At 50.3% G+C, this 18,831-nt stretch carries 14 protein-coding genes and 1 pseudogene; 5 read left to right on the top strand and 10 right to left on the bottom strand.

The genetic code is table 11. From position 1 onward, the window contains the following. The first annotated feature begins 746 nt into the window (after positions 1-746). Positions 747-4,064: a DUF4573 domain-containing protein gene (locus tag K3G25_RS16300; protein WP_269770612.1), complete on the top strand. Its 3,318-nt coding sequence runs from the start codon at positions 747-749 to the stop codon at positions 4,062-4,064. Here K3G25_RS16300 and K3G25_RS16295 read toward each other — a convergent pair. From K3G25_RS16295 to K3G25_RS16275, 5 genes and pseudogenes are all read right to left on the bottom strand, one after another. Continuing rightward, positions 4,022-4,402 (bottom strand): annotated as a pseudogene (locus K3G25_RS16295) (NTTRR-F1 domain); the annotation flags it as partial. The gene K3G25_RS16300 and the pseudogene K3G25_RS16295 sit on opposite strands and share 43 nt — an antisense overlap. A gap of 114 nt (positions 4,403-4,516) precedes the next feature. After that, positions 4,517-5,215 carry a hypothetical protein gene (locus tag K3G25_RS16290; RefSeq protein WP_029973709.1) on the bottom strand — a complete coding sequence of 233 codons (699 nt, stop codon included), beginning with the start codon at positions 5,213-5,215 and terminating at the stop codon, positions 4,517-4,519. A 105-nt stretch (positions 5,216-5,320) separates the two neighbouring features. Further along, positions 5,321-6,757 carry an anion permease gene (locus K3G25_RS16285; RefSeq protein WP_007408966.1) on the bottom strand — a complete coding sequence of 479 codons (1,437 nt, stop codon included), beginning with the start codon at positions 6,755-6,757 and terminating at the stop codon, positions 5,321-5,323. Between the two features lie 124 nt (positions 6,758-6,881). Continuing rightward, complete coding sequence (locus K3G25_RS16280; RefSeq protein ID WP_053285232.1) at positions 6,882-8,147, bottom strand: pectate lyase; 1,266 nt, start codon at positions 8,145-8,147, stop codon at positions 6,882-6,884. Positions 8,148-8,310: 163 nt separating this feature from the next. Continuing rightward, positions 8,311-8,658 carry a YflT domain-containing protein gene (locus tag K3G25_RS16275; protein WP_003155650.1) on the bottom strand — a complete coding sequence of 116 codons (348 nt, stop codon included), beginning with the start codon at positions 8,656-8,658 and terminating at the stop codon, positions 8,311-8,313. 191 nt (positions 8,659-8,849) lie between these two features. On the opposite strand from K3G25_RS16275, the gene K3G25_RS16270 reads away from it, so the two are divergent. After that, entirely contained in the window at positions 8,850-9,200 is a 351-nt protein-coding gene (locus tag K3G25_RS16270; RefSeq protein WP_007610002.1) for a DUF3212 family protein, read from the top strand. 127 nt (positions 9,201-9,327) lie between these two features. Further along, positions 9,328-10,347, top strand: a complete 1,020-nt coding sequence (locus K3G25_RS16265) for an NADP-dependent oxidoreductase (protein ID WP_021495142.1) — start codon at positions 9,328-9,330, stop codon at positions 10,345-10,347. A 54-nt stretch (positions 10,348-10,401) separates the two neighbouring features. Here the strand turns inward: K3G25_RS16265 and K3G25_RS16260 are convergent, their stop codons facing one another. Together K3G25_RS16260 and K3G25_RS16255 are read right to left on the bottom strand one after the other, a co-directional pair. Next, positions 10,402-10,848, bottom strand: a complete 447-nt coding sequence (locus K3G25_RS16260; RefSeq protein WP_029973713.1) for a GNAT family N-acetyltransferase — start codon at positions 10,846-10,848, stop codon at positions 10,402-10,404. Positions 10,849-10,919: 71 nt separating this feature from the next. Beyond that, positions 10,920-12,050: a DEAD/DEAH box helicase gene (locus K3G25_RS16255; RefSeq protein WP_021495144.1), complete on the bottom strand. Its 1,131-nt coding sequence runs from the start codon at positions 12,048-12,050 to the stop codon at positions 10,920-10,922. 171 nt (positions 12,051-12,221) lie between these two features. On the opposite strand from K3G25_RS16255, the gene K3G25_RS16250 reads away from it, so the two are divergent. Further along, entirely contained in the window at positions 12,222-13,778 is a 1,557-nt protein-coding gene (locus K3G25_RS16250) for an ABC-F family ATP-binding cassette domain-containing protein (protein WP_012117051.1), read from the top strand. Between the two features lie 43 nt (positions 13,779-13,821). Here the strand turns inward: K3G25_RS16250 and K3G25_RS16245 are convergent, their stop codons facing one another. From K3G25_RS16245 to K3G25_RS16235, 3 genes are all read right to left on the bottom strand, one after another. Further along, entirely contained in the window at positions 13,822-15,006 is a 1,185-nt protein-coding gene (locus K3G25_RS16245) for an MFS transporter (protein ID WP_007408959.1), read from the bottom strand. Positions 15,007-15,069: 63 nt separating this feature from the next. Then, entirely contained in the window at positions 15,070-15,492 is a 423-nt protein-coding gene (locus K3G25_RS16240; RefSeq protein WP_012117050.1) for a MerR family transcriptional regulator, read from the bottom strand. 191 nt (positions 15,493-15,683) lie between these two features. After that, positions 15,684-17,573 (bottom strand): ABC-F family ATP-binding cassette domain-containing protein, encoded by a 1,890-nt coding sequence (locus K3G25_RS16235; protein WP_014417160.1) that lies wholly within the window; start codon positions 17,571-17,573, stop codon positions 15,684-15,686. Between the two features lie 158 nt (positions 17,574-17,731). Here K3G25_RS16235 and K3G25_RS16230 point away from each other — a divergent pair, with 158 nt between their 5' ends. Continuing rightward, positions 17,732-18,799 carry a tetratricopeptide repeat-containing glycosyltransferase family 2 protein gene (locus K3G25_RS16230; RefSeq protein ID WP_232489407.1) on the top strand — a complete coding sequence of 356 codons (1,068 nt, stop codon included), beginning with the start codon at positions 17,732-17,734 and terminating at the stop codon, positions 18,797-18,799. Positions 18,800-18,831: the final 32 nt, after the last annotated feature.

Genomic DNA, 18,831 nt, shown 5'->3' with positions numbered 1-18,831 from the left:
CTCCAGTCGGCCCTGTTGCTCCAGTCGGCCCTGTTGCTCCAGTCGGCCCTGTTGCTCCAGTCGAGCCGGTTGGTCCCGTTACTCCTGCTGGGCCGGTTTCTCCAGTAGCTCCGGTTTCCCCGGTCGAGCCAGTTTCTCCGGTTTCGCCAGTAACTCCAGTTGGACCGGTTGGGCCTGTTGGACCCGTGATTCCGGTTGCGCCTGTTTCTCCCGTCACCCCTGTTACTCCTGTTGGACCCGTTTCTCCCGTTGAACCTGTTACTCCAGTTGGGCCGGTTTCTCCGGTTGGACCCGTTACACCTGTTGGCCCTGATGCGCCGGTTAGGCCAATTTCTCCAGTTGCACCGGTTACACCAGTTACTCCTGTTACACCAGTTACTCCTGTTGGGCCAGTTACACCGGTTGCGCCTGTTTCTCCCGTTGAACCGGTTACACCAGTCGAGCCGGTTGTTCCTGTTACTCCGGTTGAACCCGTTGCGCCTGTTATCCCCGTTACCCCAGTTGGGCCGGTTGCTCCAGTTTCTCCTGTCGATCCTGTTGCTCCAGTCGCCCCTGTTACTCCCGTCGCTCCAGTTTCTCCTGTTGAACCAGTTACACCAGTTGAGCCGGTTTCTCCGGTAGAACCAGTTACACCAGTTGAGCCCGTGACCCCAGTCGGGCCAGTAACTCCTGTTGCCCCTGTTACTCCGGTTATACCAGTTGGGCCGGTTGAGCCGGTTGAACCTGCTACCCCAGTTGCTCCGGTTATGCCAGTGGCGCCCGTTGCGCCGGTTGTTCCTGTTGACCCGGTTGCTCCTGTTGGGCCGGTTGAGCCCGTAGTTCCGGTTATTCCTGTTGCTCCTGTTATCCCCGTTGCTCCAGTCACTCCGGTATCCCCGGTCGAGCCAGTTTCTCCGGTTGCGCCAGTTACACCAGTTGAGCCCGTGACCCCAGTCGGGCCAGTAACTCCTGTTGCCCCTGTTACTCCGGTCTCTCCTGTTGCTCCTGTTGTTCCTGTTGCACCGGTTTCTCCGGTTACTCCCGTCGCCCCGGTTACTCCAGTTGAACCCGTTTCTCCGGTTGATCCTGTTACACCCGTTACCCCAGTCGCTCCTGTCGATCCCATTGCACCCGTTGCGCCGGTTTCTCCTGTTGGTCCTTCTGGGCCGATTGCCCCAGTCACTCCCGTTGAACCCGTTTCTCCTGTTGATCCTGTTGCTCCAGTTACTCCCGTTGCTCCAGTTACTCCCGTTGCTCCGGTTTCTCCTGTTACACCTGTTGATCCCGTTACACCAGTTGGACCCGTTACACCAGTTGGACCCGTTACTCCTGCTGGGCCGGTTTCCCCGGTCGAGCCAGTTTCTCCGGTTGCGCCAATTACTCCAGTTGGACCGGTTGGACCAGTTTCTCCCGTTGCTCCGGTTACTCCTGTTGCCCCAGTTGGGCCGGTTGCTCCGATTGAACCTGTTGCTCCGGTTGGACCGGTCTCTCCCGTTGGGCCGATTTCTCCAGTTACACCGGTTGCGCCGGTTTCTCCCGTTGGGCCGATTTCTCCAGTTACCCCGGTTGACCCGGTTGACCCAGTTCCTCCTGTTGGGCCGATTGCCCCCGTTGCGCCGGTTTCTCCTGTTGGTCCTTCTGGGCCGATTGCCCCAGTCACTCCCGTTGAACCCGTTTCTCCTGTTGATCCTGTTGCTCCAGTTACTCCCGTTGCTCCGGTTGCCCCTGTTGCTCCAGTTACACCAGTCAAGCCGGTTGGGCCTGTTATTCCTGTTATTCCTGTTGCTCCGGTTGAACCGGATGCACCCGTCGCCCCGGTTTCTCCTGTTGGACCCGTTGAGCCAGTCGCTCCAGTCGCCCCGGTTTCTCCCGTTGAACCAGTTGGGCCTGTAGCACCAGTCGAGCCGGTTTCTCCCGTCGCTCCAGTTTCTCCGGTTGATCCTGTTACACCCGTTACCCCAGTCGCTCCTGTCGATCCCATTGCACCCGTTGGGCCGGTGGCTCCTGTTGGCCCAGTTACACCGGTCGCCCCGGTTTCTCCCGTTGAACCCGTTTCTCCTGTCGATCCTGTTGATCCGGTTACACCAGTTGAGCCCGTGACCCCAGTCGGGCCAGTCACTCCTGTTGATCCTGTTGCACCAGTTACTCCGGTTGGGCCTGTTGAACCGGTCGATCCCGTTGCGCCGGTTGGGCCTGCTGCGCCAGTTGAGCCGGTTGAGCCAGTTGGCCCGATTTCTCCAGTTGAACCGGTCGCTCCTGTTTCTCCGGTGAACCCCGTTGGTCCAGTCAACCCCGTTTCTCCGGTTGAACCTGTTACCCCGGTTGTCCCCGTTACACCAGTCGCTCCTGTCTCCCCGGTCGCTCCTGTTGGGCCGATCGGGCCAGTAGCCCCTGTGGCTCCCGTTATCCCCGTTGCCCCAGTCACTCCAGTTGACCCCGTTTCTCCTGTTGATCCGGTTACACCAGTCGGACCCGTTTCTCCCGTTGAGCCAGTTGCTCCTGTTTCTCCTGTTGGACCAGTCTCCCCAGTTGACCCCGTTTCTCCTGTCGATCCGGTTGGGCCGATTGCACCCGTTTCTCCGGTTGCGCCTGTTGGTCCTGTTGTTCCTGTTGCGCCTGTTGCTCCTGTTATCCCCGTTGCCCCAGTCACTCCCGTTGATCCCGTTGCTCCGGTTGAACCTGTTACCCCGGTTGTCCCCGTTACACCAGTCACTCCTGTCTCCCCGGTCGGACCTGTTATTCCTGTCGCTCCGGTTGGGCCGATCGGGCCAGTAGCCCCTGTGGCTCCCGTTATCCCCGTTGCCCCAGTCACTCCAGTTGGACCCGTTTCTCCCGTTGAGCCAGTTGCTCCTGTTTCTCCTGTTGGACCAGTCTCCCCAGTTGACCCGGTTGATCCGGTTTCTCCTGTCGATCCCGTTGCGCCGGTTATTCCTGTTACACCGGTCTCTCCTATTGCGCCGGTTGGGCCTGTTACTCCAGTCGCTCCGGTTGGACCGGTTTCTCCGGTTGAACCAGTTACCCCAGTCGCTCCTGTCGATCCAATTGCACCCGTTGAGCCGGTGGCTCCTGTTACTCCCGTTGCTCCGGTTGAGCCGGTTGGGCCGGTTGGGCCGGTTGGGCCGGTTACACCCGTGACCCCAGTCGGGCCAGTAACTCCTGTTGCCCCTGTTACTCCGGTCGATCCCGTTTCTCCTGTTGCCCCTGTTACTCCGGTCTCTCCTGTTGCTCCTGTTGTTCCTGTTGCACCGGTTTCTCCAGTTAATCCCGTCGCACCAGTTGAGCCGGTCGAGCCGGTTACTCCGGTTGTTCCTGTTGCCCCAGTTACACCGGTCGCTCCAATTTCTCCTGTTGATCCCGTTTCTCCTGTTACTCCGGTTGGACCGATTTCTCCCGTTGGCCCGGTTGAGCCTGTTACTCCCGTCGACCCGGTTACTCCAGTTGGACCCACTACTCCAGTTGGACCCGCTACTCCAGTCGGGCCGGTTGCACCAGCTGAGCCAGTCGATCCTGTTACACCAGTTATGCCTGTTACTCCTGTTACTCCTGTTGCACCAGTTATCCCAGTCGCTCCTGTTACTCCCGTTGAGCCGGTGGCTCCGGTTGGACCGATCTCTCCCGTGGGCCCAGTTGAGCCTGCTGCACCAGTAACTCCAGTTGGACCGGTCGAGCCGGTTGGGCCTGTTGCTCCAGTTGAACCGGTCGCTCCTGTTGATCCTGTTACTCCAGTGGCTCCGGTTAACCCCGTTTCTCCGGTTGAACCTGCTACCCCAGTTCCTCCTGTTGCCCCGGTTGAACCTGTTGCGCCAGTTGGGCCTGTAACCCCGGGTGCACCCGTTGACCCAGTCGCTCCTCTTGCCCCGGTTGAACCAGTTGCTCCCGTTACACCAGTTACTCCGGTCGCTCCTCTTGCTCCGGTCACTCCTGTGGGGCCCGTCACTCCTGTGGGACCTGTAATTCCTGTTACGCCAGGTTCACCCCCGGTTTGCGCCAATGAAACATCGTCTATTAAAACCGTGCCGGAAGAAACTTTACTTAATACAATGACGGCAGAGGCCGCGCCAGAAGGCACACTGCTTGTTTTATAGATTTCAGACCATGTGTGAAAGAGCACGTTCGGCAAATTTCCGGGTGTAATATTTTCTTGAATGGAACTGATTTGTTCACCTGCTGCGCTGACATAGATGATCTGGAGAGTTACTTGGGGACTTGGCTCATTTCCGAGCGTTGCGAGTGATACGAATAGAGTCAGTGACTTGGCTGAAATGGGAACGATTTGACTGAGGTAAGCATATGGCTGAGCTCCAATAAATTGCGCGGAATATCTCCCTGAATGTGCAAACAAACTGTTAATCTGGGTATTGGCCGAACTCCACCCCGCTAATGTACCGGTTTCAAAGCTCCCGTTTATAATCGGATTATTCATTCAATCTTTTTCCCTCTCCTTCCCGTTGTTGACCGTCTTACCTATTAAGACAGCATATTAATACGGGCTGTGTTTTGACAACCTAAATAAAAAAGGTGATTTCTATTCATCACCTTAGTCCGGTCCTTGAATGGGGAATCCCGTCGCAATGAGGGAGCGGTTTGCCGCTGCGACTTGTGTTACGAGATTCGAAGAAAGGACGGATAAATAGAGCTGGTACGCGGCTGTTTCATCCGCCTTCATTTCGTCGATGTACGTAAAAGGAATTCCTATGATTTGTCCGCCTGAAGAAAAGAGGTTCCGCTCTTGTCTCTGTGTTTGTATCGATACGCCATTTCTTTGCAGATCGACAGCTAAGACCAATGAGAAATGCGACGCGAGCGGGTCTAATTCCACATTTACTTGTATGACGGCATCCGTTTTCACCAATTGATCTGTCGGCGCGGCTATCACTGTGCTTAACACGTTTATCGGTGTTCCTTCTAACGGAATCATCATCTGGTCTGCTGTATTTTGAAAAGCTACCGCAGGAACCGCTCCCGGCGGCCCCTCAGGCCCCGGGGGACCGGGCGGACCGGCCTCCCCTTGCGGACCGCGGGAGCCGGCGGGTCCTCTTTTGCCTTCGGGACCTCGCAGCCCGGGTACGCACAAGGCAGATCGATTTTCATCTGAAGACGGAAACCGTTTTTCCGCCCCTGTTTCCGGTCTTTCAAGTTCACATGGTAATTGTTCATACCGGCGTTTCATATGTCTGCTCATATATTTGTAAGGTTTCTGTTTCAATATCATGTATTGATTACGGCCGCTGCTCATATTATCACCCCGGCAATATTCTATTCGCACTGGAGTCATCATGTGCAGGCCCTTCCCATTCCCTACAGAAATAAAAAAAGGCAGACCGGAGTCTGCCTTTTTCTTCTACCATAATCCTAATACTTTCCACCATAATCCGCCGATCACAAGCCATGTCACAATATGGACGATTGACAGGATAAAGCCGATGGACCACCATTTGCTTTGCGATATATAACCCGCTCCGAAAAAGACCGGAGCCGCTCCCGAGCCGTAATGCGTCGTAGAACCGAAAAGGTTGCTGAAAAACGCCAGGCTGAGCGCCGCCAACAGCGGCGGAGCGCCTGCCGCCACGATGACGGCGAGAAATGCCGCATACATGGCGCTGATATGCGCGGTTGCGCTCGCAAAGAAGTAATGCGTGTAATAATACACGACAATCAGAATCATAAATGCCACAATCCATGAAAAACCGGAAACAGAAGATTTCATCATATTGCTGAACCAAGACACCATACCGAGCTCATTCAGGAAATTCGCCAGCATCACAAGCGCCGCGAACCAAGTCAGCGTATCCCATGCACCTTGTTCTTTTTTGATGTCCTCCCATGTTAATACCTGTGACAAAAGCAAAACGGATAATCCGATCAGGGCCGTCGTCGTTGCGTCAATATTTAAGCTTCCTCCGAAAATCCACAGCGCAAGCACCAATAAAAAGACGATGACCATGGAGAGTTCGGATTTTTTAAACGGACCCATTTCTTTCAATTTTTCCGTTGCGATTTTAGCCGCATCCGGTGTTTCTTTAATTTCCGGCGGATACAGCTTATAAATGACGAGCGGCGTAATGATTAAGCTCGCCAATCCCGGTACAATGGCCGCGATTGCCCAGCTTGTCCATGTGATGTCCACCCCTGCGACATCGTGGGCCAGCTTGGCGATCAGCGGGTTCGCCGCCATTGCCGTCAAAAACATCGCAGACGTAATCAAGTTTCCTTGAAAACCGGTTTTTAATAAGAAAGCGCCGATTTTCCGCTCTGTTCCGTCTGCCGGCGTTGATCCGAAAGTTTCGGATAATGATCTGATAATAGGAAAAATAATGCCGCCCGCCCGTGCCGTGTTGCTCGGAATGGCAGGTGATAAAATTAAATCACTGAAAAGCAGTGAATAAGAAAGGCCGAGTGTTTTCTTCCCGAACCGTTGTACGAATACGTAAGAAATCCTGGCGCCGAGCCCGGTTTTGATGAACCCCCGGGAAATAAAAAAGGCGATGACAATCAGCCAGATTGTCTTGTTTCCAAATCCGCTTAACGTATTTTCAATAGATAGCGTTCCCGTTAACGCGGTGACTGCCAATGCAAAAATTGCAATTGCGCCCATTGGCAAGGGCTTGGAGATAAAGCCGATAATTGTTGCGACAAAAATAGCGAACAAATGCCATGCTTTAGGTTCAAGTCCGGACGGCGCGGGAATAAACCAAATGATTAATCCCACAGCAACAGTAATAAGCAAAGGAATGATTTTTACTGCCTGCTGTTTTTTTGCGTCTTTTTCTGAAGCCATTACAGGTCTCCTCCTATTTTGTTGTCTTCCATCCCCTATCCCATTTTACTACTTAACTAAGTTAATAAACGTTTTTGTTAATTAAAAAACACAAAGGAATATTTTCCTTTGTGTTTCTTGTTTCTTATTTTAATATGCCCGACCCGGCTTTAGATATAACATCTGATTTTACATTTGATGATGAGCCGATGGAACCGTGCAATGACGGTGTCCAGCCGACGGACTGACTTAATCCGTTGGCTGCTGACGCGTTAATGGAGGCGCCGTTTAAAAGAGTGCCGTCTTCATGAAGCGCTTTTCCGCCGCTGAAGACGCTGATGACTTTATCAGCAGCCAGTCCCGGCACTTCAAAGACATTATTCTGGGCATACATTTTTGACGCGTGGCCCGCACCCCACGCATAGCTGAACGGGTATGCGGCGCTTTTCGAGCCTGCGTAAAAATTATTATAAATATGAACCTGCCCGTACCGGACCCGCGGTGCGCGCTGGACGATGTTCTGATAATAGTTATGGTGAATGGTCACCTTCAGTTTTCCTTCATCCGACGTCTTGCTGTCGCTGTTTCCGATGACGGAGCCTTTGTCATGGTCATGATATTTATTATAGGACAATGTAATATAATTCGCCCCGTTGGCTATATCCGTCTGGCCGTCATGGTGCTGATATTTTCTCCCGTAATAGTAGGGAAAACCGCTGTCGGGATTCGATCCGTCATTAAAGGTGCAATGATCGATCCAGATGTGCGTCGCGCCGTTAATGGTGATATTGTCATATTCCGAGTTCCAGTTGCCGCTGCTGCCGTCCGTCGGGTCCCATTGCGGAAAATAGTCGTAAGCGTCTTGAAATTCAATGTTGCGGATGATGACATTGTCGACGCCGTTCTTTATATTAAAACTTCCGCCTGTCACTTTGGCATTTGAACCCGAGCCGATGATCGTCGTATTTGAAGGAATGTCAACCACGACCCGTGCCTTCTGGTTTTTTTGCGATCGCTGTCTGGCGTCTTCCTGGGTGCCTGACGGCGCTTTTTTTCCCCATTTGTCCGGGTCGTACGCCTTGAGATAGGCATTGAGATCATATGCCGGATCTTTATAATCATTAAAGCCGAGCGTTTTATTGCGGTCGTCCGTATTCATATTGATTGTGCCTTGTATGTAAATAATCTTCGGCGTGCTGTTGGCGCTTCCCCCTAATGCAGAAACGAGCTGCTGTCTGTTTGATACGGTGTATACATTCGATGATGAGGCTTTCGCGCCGCCGGTTGTCCCGCCGGAAGCGGCTCCCCAGCCGTCATTTGTTCCTAACGTCTGCCGTCCCAGATCAGCGGCATAGACGTCCGCAGGGATCATACATAAACAAATCGCCAGCATAAGTAACATTTTTTTCATGAATTGTGCTCCTCCTGATTCCGTATTCCAATTTATTACAATTGAATTGTATCAAATCAGTTGAGAAACAGCACCGAAAATGTACAGAATGTGCCTTTCGGTTTTATTGCGGAAACCGCAAAAAAATCCCAAGGGACCGAAACCCCCTTGGGATCTGTTCAGCTTACGCCCATGATTTCACTTTTTCGTTATCCGTGACAAACAGAAGAACTTTTCCTTCATCTAAGCGCTTTTCAAATTGTGATGCTTCCTCTTCTGAAAAGCCGATTTCGTGAATTTTGTTGCGGAGCTCGTCGCCTTTTTTATTAAACATATTGCCGACCGCGTGTTTAATGCCCGTTTCTTTCGCTCCGATGGTATTGACATCAGTATTATCGGCCAGGCGATCCGTTCTGTCGTCATCATGTGAAAGCACATATACGTCCTCTTTTGCAACACCCAGCTGCTGAAGCTCTTTTACGTCCTGCATCAGTTTTTGATCATTTGTATATTCTCTTACTACCGGTTTCATTGATAAGTCCTCCCTTTTGTTTTTGTATATTGGATGTTTACCCGCTCAATCAAGGATCAAACAAAAGAAAGAGAGTTCCGTGAAAAAACGGGCAGGTTGTCGGTGGATATTTTCTGGCGGGACATGTTACAGTAGGGAAAGCTACTTTTATCAGAAAAATAAAAATCTTCATGAGCCGATTAAGCAGGGAGGTGGTTCCTATTCATTACTTTTCACCGGAACAGCGATTTAACGCTTGGGTTGTCAGTGATTTAGTGAAGCAGGTATTCCGCCGGCATACCCGCTGCCCGGATGGAATAAAAGAGCTTACGGCCTTTGCTGAAGATACTTTTCATATTAATATCGATTTCGTTTTCTCTATCATTATCAATATCGGTGATATCGAATCCGTTCTGCCGAAAGAAATTGAAAATAGGCTGGGTTCTTATCTGACCGCGCTTCAGCCCGTCGTTACCGCTGACATGCTTCATTCTTCAAAAACGAATGCCTATGAATATTTGGAACATGAGAAAAACACCGATGTGTACCGGTTATTCTATTAAATATGCATATAAGGAAAGAAGGGCCCTGGCCCTTCTTTTTTTATGACCGCTGACGGTTTGATTTTGTAATCGGGAAATGGTTCGTGTTACATTTGGAACAACCACTTATCTTGAAGGAGGATTCAGTATGCCGAATAATCAGCAGCAAATTCAATTGGCAAGACGCCCCAAAGGCGTTCCCGCCCATGACGATTTCCGCTTTGAAACGATTGCCGTACCCGAACCGAAAGACGGCGAAGTGCTTGTGAAAACGAGTTATGTGTCCGTTGATCCGTACATGCGCGGACGGATGCAGGATACAAAATCATATGTAGAGCCGTTCGCTTTAGATGAAGCCATAACAGGCGGAGTGATTGCCGAGGTTCTGACAGACGGCGATAAGCTGAAAAAAGGAGATGTTGTGATCGGAAATCTCGCATGGCAGGAATATTCAGCCGTCAATGAGTCCGCCCTCCGCAAGTTGGATACGGATATCGCACCCGCCCAGGCGTATCTCGGCATTTTAGGGATGACCGGACTGACCGCTTACTTCGGGCTGCTCGATATCGGCCGTCCGAAAAAAGGTGAAACCGTCGTCGTTTCAGGCGCGGCAGGCGCCGTCGGCTCAACAGTCGGACAGATTGCCAAAATCAAAGGCGCGCGGGTTGTCGGCATCGCCGGATCTGATGAAAAAATCGCGTATTTGAAAGAGGAGCTTCAATTTGATGAAGCCATTAATTACAAAACGGCGGATGATATTCAAAAAGCGCTGGAACAGGCATGTCCTGACGGCGTCGATGTCTATTTTGACAATGTCGGCGGACCGATTTCAGATGCGGTGATAAACCTGCTGAATGAATTCGCCCGCATTCCGGTATGCGGAGCGATATCATCGTACAATACCGAAAGTGAAGAAGAAGACATGGGCCCCCGCGTCCAGCCGAAGCTGATCAAAACAAAAGCACTGATGCAGGGATTCATCGTCAGTGATTATGCTGACCGCTTTTCTGAAGGCGCGAAACAATTGGCCGAATGGCTCAAGGACGGAAAGCTTCATTATGAAGAAACGATTACGGAAGGATTCAGCAATATTCCTGACGCGTTCCTCGGCCTGTTTAAAGGAGAAAATAAAGGCAAACAGATCATCAAAGTCAGTGATCTAAGTTAACATGATGATGAAAAAAAGGAGGGCTTTGTCCCCTCCTTTTCTGTTTATTTGGGATCAGCCGCGAAGAATCAAAGTAAGAAAGCCGTCTTCATCAGGCTCTGTATCTTCCAAAGTGAATCCCGCTGCTTGAAAGCAGGCTAAACTGATTTGATTGTCTTTTTCGATGCTTGCCGCCCATTCCCGCACGCTGGTAAACCCAGGGTCAGTCAGCAGTTTTTGCAAGATCTGTTTTCCGTACCCTTGAAGCTGGTATAAAGGATTGACGATCAATCCGATATACGCCCGCTCATCCACAAACTCTATAGAGGCCATGCCTGCCGGACACTCCCCGTCATATGCCATAATGACAGTATCGTCTTTATCTTTATTCAATCGTGCATACCACGCGTCTAATGGCAGCATTGCATCCATTCTCCGTTTGATATTATCGTTCTTAAACCAGTGTTCAAGTATTTTCAGCTCGGGTTCCTTCAATATTTGACATCTGTCTATTGAAACCATCTTCCCGCCCCCGCCTGAACATTTTCTATTATTTTACAACAAAAAAAGAAGGGCTTCCCGCCCTCCGTTTCTTATTTCTCAGATAATTTTCCGCCTGAATAAACGGCCTCTTTCAGCTCAATTCCGAGTGATTTGGCCATTTTTTTCAATTTGGATTCTTCCATCGGCGTGACAAGGCTGAGTACGGTTCCTTCTTTACCGGCCCGCCCCGTCCGGCCGGATCTGTGGATATATCCGTCTTCATTCGGTATGTCCGCGTGAATGACGTACGGAAGATCATCGATATCGAGTCCGCGCGCCGCAATGTCAGTCGCCAGAAGCAGCGGAAATTCTCCCCGTTCAAACGCTGATAATATCTTTGCCCGCTCCATTTTTTTCGCTTCTCCATGCAGAATGCCGAGATCCACGTGGTGATAGGCGAGTTTTTCCGCATAGACGCTTAAATTTCCGATATCTCTGACGAACACGAGCGCCTGCATGCCGTTCAGCCGTGACAGCTTTTGCAAAAGCTTCACTTTATCCCGCTGATCGCAGACGAGATATTGATGCGTGACGCGCGCTTTTTCCGCCGTATTCCGCTCCACTTTCAAAACGGCCGGTTCGTGTGCGATGGTATTCAGCACCTGTTCTGTTTCCGGCTGCAGCGTAGCGGAAAAGCTTAAAAGCTGTCGGTCTTTCAGCGTCGTTTTAATAATTTTTTTCATCGTTTCGCGGTGTTCCTGTGTCACGAGCTGATCCGCTTCATCAAGAACGATCGTCTTGACTTCATGCATTTTCAGCTTTTTCGCCTGAATCAATTCGAGCACCCTGCCCGGTGTGCCCGCAATGATATGCGGTTTATTTTTGAGCTTTTCCACCTGCTTTTTCACGTTTGCTCCGCCGATCAAAGACAAAGCGCGAAGATCAGAGCCTTTTTTCCACTCCTGAATCACTTGGAAAATCTGCATCACCAGCTCGCGGGACGGCGCTAAAATGATCACTTGCGGATGTTTCTGTTCCGGGTTGATCCGCTCCAGAACCGGAAGCGTGTACGCCAATGTTTTTCCCGTTCCCGTCGGGGATTCGGCGATGACGTCTTTCCCTTCCATGATCACCTGAGCGGCTTTTTCCTGAATGACGGTCGGCTCCTGAAAACCTGAGGCCTCCCAGTTTTCGGCGATAAATGGTTGTGTATGCTGTAAAAATGGCCATGTTTGGGTCATGTCGTTCTCCTCAATTCTTAAAATCTACTCCATAGTATCTCAAATGCACGCGCCAAACGCAATTTTCTTTTTCCTTCCAAGCCTTTTAACAAACGGTCTCCTCCTTTATAATCATAAATGAGAAAGACACATGATAAATAAAGCGTGTCTGATAACGATAGAGGTGTAATGATGAGTATTTTATCCGTAAAAGATTTAAGCCACGGCTTTGGTGACCGTGCGCTTTTTAACAATGTATCGTTCCGTCTTTTAAAAGGGGAACACGTCGGCTTAATCGGAGCAAACGGCGAAGGTAAATCAACGTTTATGAATATTATTACCGGAAAACTTGAGCCTGATGAGGGTAAGGTTGAATGGGCGAAAAACGTGCGCGTCGGCTACCTCGATCAGCATACCGTGCTTGAAAAAGGAAAAACGATCCGCGACGTGCTGAAAGATGCCTTCCATTACTTATTTGCAATGGAAGAGGAAATGAATGAGATTTACAACAAAATGGGCGAAGCGGACCCTGATGAGCTTGAGCAGCTGCTTGAAGATGTCGGTGTCATTCAAGACGCCCTGACAAACAATGATTTCTACGTGATTGACAGCAAAGTTGAAGAAATCGCCCGCGGCCTCGGCCTGCAGGATGTCGGCCTTGACCGTGACGTCACTGATTTAAGCGGCGGACAGCGGACGAAAGTGCTGCTCGCCAAACTGCTTTTGGAAAAACCGGAAATCCTTCTGTTGGACGAACCGACCAACTACCTTGATGAGCAGCATATTGAATGGCTGAAACGCTATTTGCAGGAATATGAAAATGCGTTCATCTTAATTTCTCACGACATTCCGTTTTTAAACAGCGTGATCAATTTGATTTATCATGTGGAAAACCAGGAGCTGACGCGTTATGTCGGTGATTATCATCAATTCATGGAAGTATACGAAGTGAAAAAACAGCAGCTCGAAGCCGCCTATAAAAAACAGCAGCAGGAAGTGGCTGAGCTGAAAGATTTCGTCGCCCGCAACAAAGCGCGCGTCAGCACGAGAAATATGGCGATGTCCCGCCAGAAAAAGCTTGATAAGATGGATATGATCGAACTGGCGGCCGAAAAACCGAAACCGGAATTCCATTTCAAGCCTGCGAGAACGTCAGGCAAGCTCATTTTTGAAACGAAGGACTTAGTCATCGGCTACGATACTCCGCTGTCACGCCCGCTCAATCTCAGAATGGAGCGCGGACAGAAAGTCGCCCTGTACGGCGCAAACGGCATCGGGAAAACGACGCTGTTAAAAAGCCTGCTCGGTGAAATCCAGCCGCTGGAAGGCACGGTGGAACGGGGCGAGCATCAATACACGGGCTATTTCGAGCAGGAAGTGAAAGAAACCAATAACAATACGTGCATCGAAGAAGTGTGGAGCGAATTTCCTTCCTTTACCCAGTACGAAATCCGCGCCGCCCTCGCCAAATGCGGCCTGACGACCAAACACATTGAAAGCCGCGTCTCCGTTCTCAGCGGAGGAGAAAAAGCGAAGGTCAGACTGTGCAAGCTGATCAATTCAGAAACAAACCTGCTCGTGCTTGACGAACCGACAAACCACCTGGATGTCGATGCGAAAGAAGAGCTGAAACGCGCGCTGAAAGAATACAAAGGCTCCATTCTGCTGATTTCCCACGAACCCGAGTTCTACATGGATATCGCGACGGAAACATGGAATTGTGAATCTTGGACGACGAAAGTGCTGTAAACACAAAAAGGAACTCCCGCCTGTGCGGAAGTTCCTTTTTTTCTTAATGTCCGGCTTTTATTCCGGCGAGATGTTTGCGTCCCATGAGAAGGACAAGCATGCCGACAAAAACGACGATCCCGCCTACTGTATATGGTGTGCTTGCAGTGAAGTGTTCTGACAGCATTCCCGCAATCCACGGAGCGAGCGCACCGCCGATAAAACGGACTGAGCTGTAGGCTGAAGACGCGATTGAACGTTCAACCGGTGCAGAACCCATTACAGCGGTTGTCATGATCGTATTCACCATACCGAGAACAGCACCGGCGACAACGATACACGTAATGATCAACGTCTGATGGTCAGTCCAGATCCCCATGACGATGAGAATGACCGCAAAGGCGATAAAGAGAACGACGAGCGAACCCACTGTTCCCAGCGCTTTGTGCACGAGCGGCGCCGTAAAGACTGACGTAATTGCCAGCAATAACCCCCAGCCGAAGAAGACGTATCCAAGGCCGTGTTCATCTAAATCCAGCACGAACGGAGAATAAGCAAGCAAAATAAAAAATCCAAAGTTGTATAAGAATGCAGATACTGCCATTGTCAAAAGGCCTTTATATTTGAGCGCCTTCATCGCATCAAACACACCGACGCGTTTTGCCGGTTTCGGCAGCTTCGGCAGCATGAGTGAAATCGCGCAAAGCGCTATGAACATGAGGACAGACACTCCGAAGAACGGAGCGCGCCATGAAATGCTGCCAAGCTCTCCGCCTGCAAGCGGCCCGACGGAAATCCCCAAGCCGAGTGCAGCCTCATACAAAATAATGGCTTTGGCGCTGCCGCCGACAGATACCCCGACAATGACGGCAAGCGCGGTTGAAATAAAGAGAGCATTCCCAAGCCCCCAGCCGCCGCGATAGCCGACAAGCTGAGCGATTGAACTTGAGCTTCCGCCGAGAGCGGCAAACACGATGATAAAAATAAGTCCGAGAAGCAGCGTCCATTTTGCGCCGATCCGGCTTGAAATCGCGCCGGAGAAAAACATCATAAAACCGGTAACGAGCAAATAACTTGTAAATAGCAGAGATACTTCACTAGGTGAAGCATGTAATTGTGCGGCGATCGCCGGAAGAATCGGATCGACAAGACCGATTCCCATAAAGGAAATCACACAGGCAAACGCAACCGCCCAAACGGCTTTCGGCTGGCTGAATAAGCCTGTTTTCTGTTGTGATGATGTATCCATTTGACCAAACCTCCTGTTTCATCCATTAAAAGAAACGCTATATCCATAGCGTTTACAGCAAAATCATTCGATTGATTGAATGGCGCGGTCAGCTTTTTCTTTCATTCCGTTAAGGCGCGTTTTAAAATGCTGAAATGTGCTGATCTTCTCATCAATCATCTCAAGCTGGTGGTTCAAAGCCTGCTGAATCTCTTCCAGCTTTTCTTTCCGTTCCTTCGGATCCAGTGACAACAAGTACCCCTCTTTGTTTAATTCCAGCTGACGGCTCATCTCCATAAACTGCTGAAGCTCCTGAAGGGAAAAACCGAGCACTTCTTTTGTGCTGGTTACTTTTTCGAGCTCCTCCATATCATCTTCAGAGTAAAGCCGGACGCCGCCTTCTGTCCGTTTAGGAGCAGGAATCAAACCAATCTCCTCGTAAAAACGAATGGTTCGTTTTGTCAATCCGCTTCGCTTGGCAACTTGATCAATCTTCATCCATTCCAAGGTGAATCCCCCTCTTGTCGTATCTGTTTCTATTATACACCATTTGAACCTTAACGTAAACGTAAACTTTTTATGCCTGATAAACTTGGTTTGGACAAAACGTTTGTCTTTAAAGCGCCGGGAGACATCTGTGCAAGATAAAAAAAAGCCGGTATGACCCGCCATCTTCTCGGGGGCCGTACCGGCTTTTCTTAATTCTCAAGTTCTTCAATCATCAGTGACAATTCGGTCCAGCGCTCCATCGCCGCTTCAAGCTCTTCAGCCGTTTTTGCCTGTTCGGCCATCAGTTCTTGAATCTTTCCGAAATCACTTCCCGCTTCAGCGATTTCCGCTTCCAGACGCTGATGCTTTTCTTCAAGGCCGGCGATTTTGTCTTCGATGCCGTCCCATTCGATCTGATCCTTATATGAAAGCTTTTTGCGCTTTTTCTTCGGCTCTTCTTCCGCCTTTTTCTCTTCGGCCGGCTGTTTTACCGCCGTCTTCTTCGCTTTTGCGTGTTCCATGTATTCACTGTACGAACCTTGGAAACGGGAAATGACACCTTGTCCTTCAAATACGATCAGGCGGTCAATGACGCGGTCAAGGAAATAGCGGTCATGGGATACGGTGATGACGACGCCTGGGAACTGTTCGATATAATCTTCGAGCACGCTTAATGTTTCCGTGTCCAGATCATTGGTCGGCTCATCTAAAAACAGCACATTCGGTTCCTGCATCAGTACATTCAGCAAGTACAGACGGCGCTTTTCCCCGCCCGACAGCTTTCTGATATATGTCTGCTGCATCGGACGCGGGAACAGAAAACGCTCAAGCATTTGTTCCGCGGTGATGACATCGCCTTCCGCCGTTTTGACGATTTCAGCCGTCTCTTTTATATATTCAATGACTTTCATATCACCGTTCATTTCGCTGTGATCCTGGGTGTAGTAGCCGATCCGGACCGTCTGCCCGATGGTGATATTGCCGCTGTCAGGCTGAATTCTGCCGGCGAGGCTGTTTAAAAGTGTCGTTTTCCCGATTCCGTTCGGCCCGATGATGCCGATTCGTTCCCCCGGGATGACAAGCTCATTAAACTGGCTGATCAGCGCTTGGCCGTTATAGGTAATGGAGACGTTATCGGCTTCGATCACCTGTTTTCCGAGACGGTGGGAGCCGATCGCGAAATCGAGTGATCCGGAGACTGCCGGCCCTTTTTGCTCTTTGAGCGCCTCCGCTCTGTCCACTCTCGCTTTTTGTTTCGTCGAGCGCGCTTTCGCCCCTCTTCTGAGCCACGCCAATTCGCGGCGCAGGAGGTTTTGACGTTTTGTTTCTTTCTGCTCCGCCAGCGCTTCCCGTTCGGCCCGTTTTTCCAGGAATACTTCATAGTTTCCTTTATACGTATAAAGGCTGCCTCTCTCAAGCTCGTAAATTCTGTTCGTCACCCTGTTCAGAAAATATCTGTCGTGCGTGACAAGCATAACGGCGCCCGGATATTGCGATAAGTAGCCTTCCAGCCATTCAATCGTTTCATTGTCCAAGTGGTTTGTCGGTTCATCCAAAATGAGCAGGTCAGCCGGCTGGATGACGTTTTTCGCAATCGCGACGCGCTTTCTCTGGCCGCCGGACAGCTCGCTGACATCCTTCATCAGATCGGTGACGCCAAGTTTGGTTAAAACCGTTTTGGCTAACGTATTCGCCTCCCACGCATCATTCGCGTCCATTCGGGCCTGCGCATCAAGCAGCTGTTTCTGGCGCTGGTCATTTTCCGGTTCTTCATTCAGCGCCTGAAGCGCTTTTTCGTATTCTCTCATCGTTCTCATGACGGCTGATCCGCCGGAATAAATATGCTCAAGTACGGTTTGTCCGGCCGGAAGCTCAGGGTCCTGATGCAAAAACTCAATATGCACGTTTCCTGAGGCCGTAATCTCGCCTTCCTCCGTTGATTCAAGGCCGGCAATGGTTTTCAGAAGCGTAGACTTCCCCGTTCCGTTCGGGCCGATTAAACCGATTCTTTCATTCTCTTCAATATGAAAGGAGATATGGTCGAATAATGTCTTATCTCCGTATGTTTTATAAAGGTTTTCCGCTTTTATGATGCTCATGGTCCCTATCAATCCTCACGTAAGTTCATGTGTTCATTTTAAATCAGGCGCTGGAATAAAACTAGTAAAAGGACAGACAAATTTCTTGGAAGAGATCATTTTGTCCGAAGAATGTTTCCGCCTCTCCTTTTATACACTGGAGGGGAAGAGGTGATGACATGATCAGCGTCAGTTTGTGCGTTATCGTGAAAAATGAAGAGGAAGGGCTTGCGGGCTGTCTTGATTCCGTCAAAGACATTGCGGATGAAATTGTGATTGCTGATACGGGCTCGACCGACCGGACGAAAGAAATCGCGGCCCGTTATACGGATAAGATTTATGATTTTGAATGGATCGATCACTTTGCGGCCGCCCGTAATTTTGTGTTTTCGAAAGCGGAAATGGATTATATTCTGTGGCTGGACGCCGACGATATACTGACGGAAAAGGACCGTGAAAAGCTGATTGAACTGAAGGCGTCGCTTTCAAAAGAGGTGGACGCGGTATCCATGTATTATCACGTCGGCTTTGATGCTCGGGGAGAGGTCAGCTTCAGATACCGCCGCAACCGACTCGTCAAGCGTGAAAAAGGGTTCCGCTGGATCGGAGCCGTGCATGAGTATCTTGAAGTATACGGAAACATCATAGAAACCGATATTGCCGTCACACACCGGAAATCCGAGAAAAAGCACTCGCCTCCCTCAGACCGCAACTTGAAGATTTATGAGAAAATGGCGGAAAACAGTGAAACGATGACACCGCGCGATTTGTTTTACTTCGCGAATGAATTAAAGGATCACGGCCAGTATCAGCGCGCCATCACGTATTATCACCATTTTCTTTCCACAAAACAGTGCTGGATCGAAGACGAGATCAGAACGTGCCAATATCTATCCGATTGCTACAGGGCGGTCGGCCATGAAGAGGCAGCCATGACGTCTCTCTTAAAATCATTTCTGATCGATTGTCCGCGGCCGGAGTTCTGCTGCAGGCTCGGCGACTATTTTGCGGAGAAACGGCAATACCGGCAGGGCGTGTTTTGGTATGAGCTCGCCCTATCCGCCAAAAGCAGTGATGCAGGCTTTACCCAGCTCGAGTACTCCACCTGGTATCCCCATCTGCAGCTCTGCGTCTGCCACTGGCAGCTCGGCGACAGAGAAAAAGCGAAGATTCATAACGACAAAGCCGCCTCCTATCATCCATCACATCCGAGTGTCCTGTATAATCAAAACGTGCTCGGCACATAACATCGAAAAAAAGAGCTGCCCTCGTATGAAGG

It is taken from the genome of Bacillus sp. FCW2 (genome assembly GCF_021228595.1).
GTDB classification, from domain to species: domain Bacteria; phylum Bacillota; class Bacilli; order Bacillales; family Bacillaceae; genus Bacillus; species Bacillus velezensis.
The sequence above is the reverse complement of the archived record's forward strand: the minus strand, read 5'-3'. Positions and strand labels throughout refer to the sequence as shown.

Coding starts and splice junctions, on each gene's coding strand:
- K3G25_RS16300 (WP_269770612.1), top strand. CDS start 747: ATGCCAGTGGCGCCCGTTGCGCCGGTTGTTCCTGTTGACCCGGTTGCT.
- K3G25_RS16290 (WP_029973709.1), bottom strand. CDS start 5,215: ATGAGCAGCGGCCGTAATCAATACATGATATTGAAACAGAAACCTTAC.
- K3G25_RS16285 (WP_007408966.1), bottom strand. CDS start 6,757: ATGGCTTCAGAAAAAGACGCAAAAAAACAGCAGGCAGTAAAAATCATT.
- K3G25_RS16280 (WP_053285232.1), bottom strand. CDS start 8,147: ATGAAAAAAATGTTACTTATGCTGGCGATTTGTTTATGTATGATCCCT.
- K3G25_RS16275 (WP_003155650.1), bottom strand. CDS start 8,658: ATGAAACCGGTAGTAAGAGAATATACAAATGATCAAAAACTGATGCAG.
- K3G25_RS16265 (WP_021495142.1), top strand. CDS start 9,328: ATGCCGAATAATCAGCAGCAAATTCAATTGGCAAGACGCCCCAAAGGC.
- K3G25_RS16260 (WP_029973713.1), bottom strand. CDS start 10,848: ATGGTTTCAATAGACAGATGTCAAATATTGAAGGAACCCGAGCTGAAA.
- K3G25_RS16255 (WP_021495144.1), bottom strand. CDS start 12,050: ATGACCCAAACATGGCCATTTTTACAGCATACACAACCATTTATCGCC.
- K3G25_RS16250 (WP_012117051.1), top strand. CDS start 12,222: ATGAGTATTTTATCCGTAAAAGATTTAAGCCACGGCTTTGGTGACCGT.
- K3G25_RS16245 (WP_007408959.1), bottom strand. CDS start 15,006: ATGGATACATCATCACAACAGAAAACAGGCTTATTCAGCCAGCCGAAA.
- K3G25_RS16235 (WP_014417160.1), bottom strand. CDS start 17,573: ATGAGCATCATAAAAGCGGAAAACCTTTATAAAACATACGGAGATAAG.
- K3G25_RS16230 (WP_232489407.1), top strand. CDS start 17,732: ATGATCAGCGTCAGTTTGTGCGTTATCGTGAAAAATGAAGAGGAAGGG.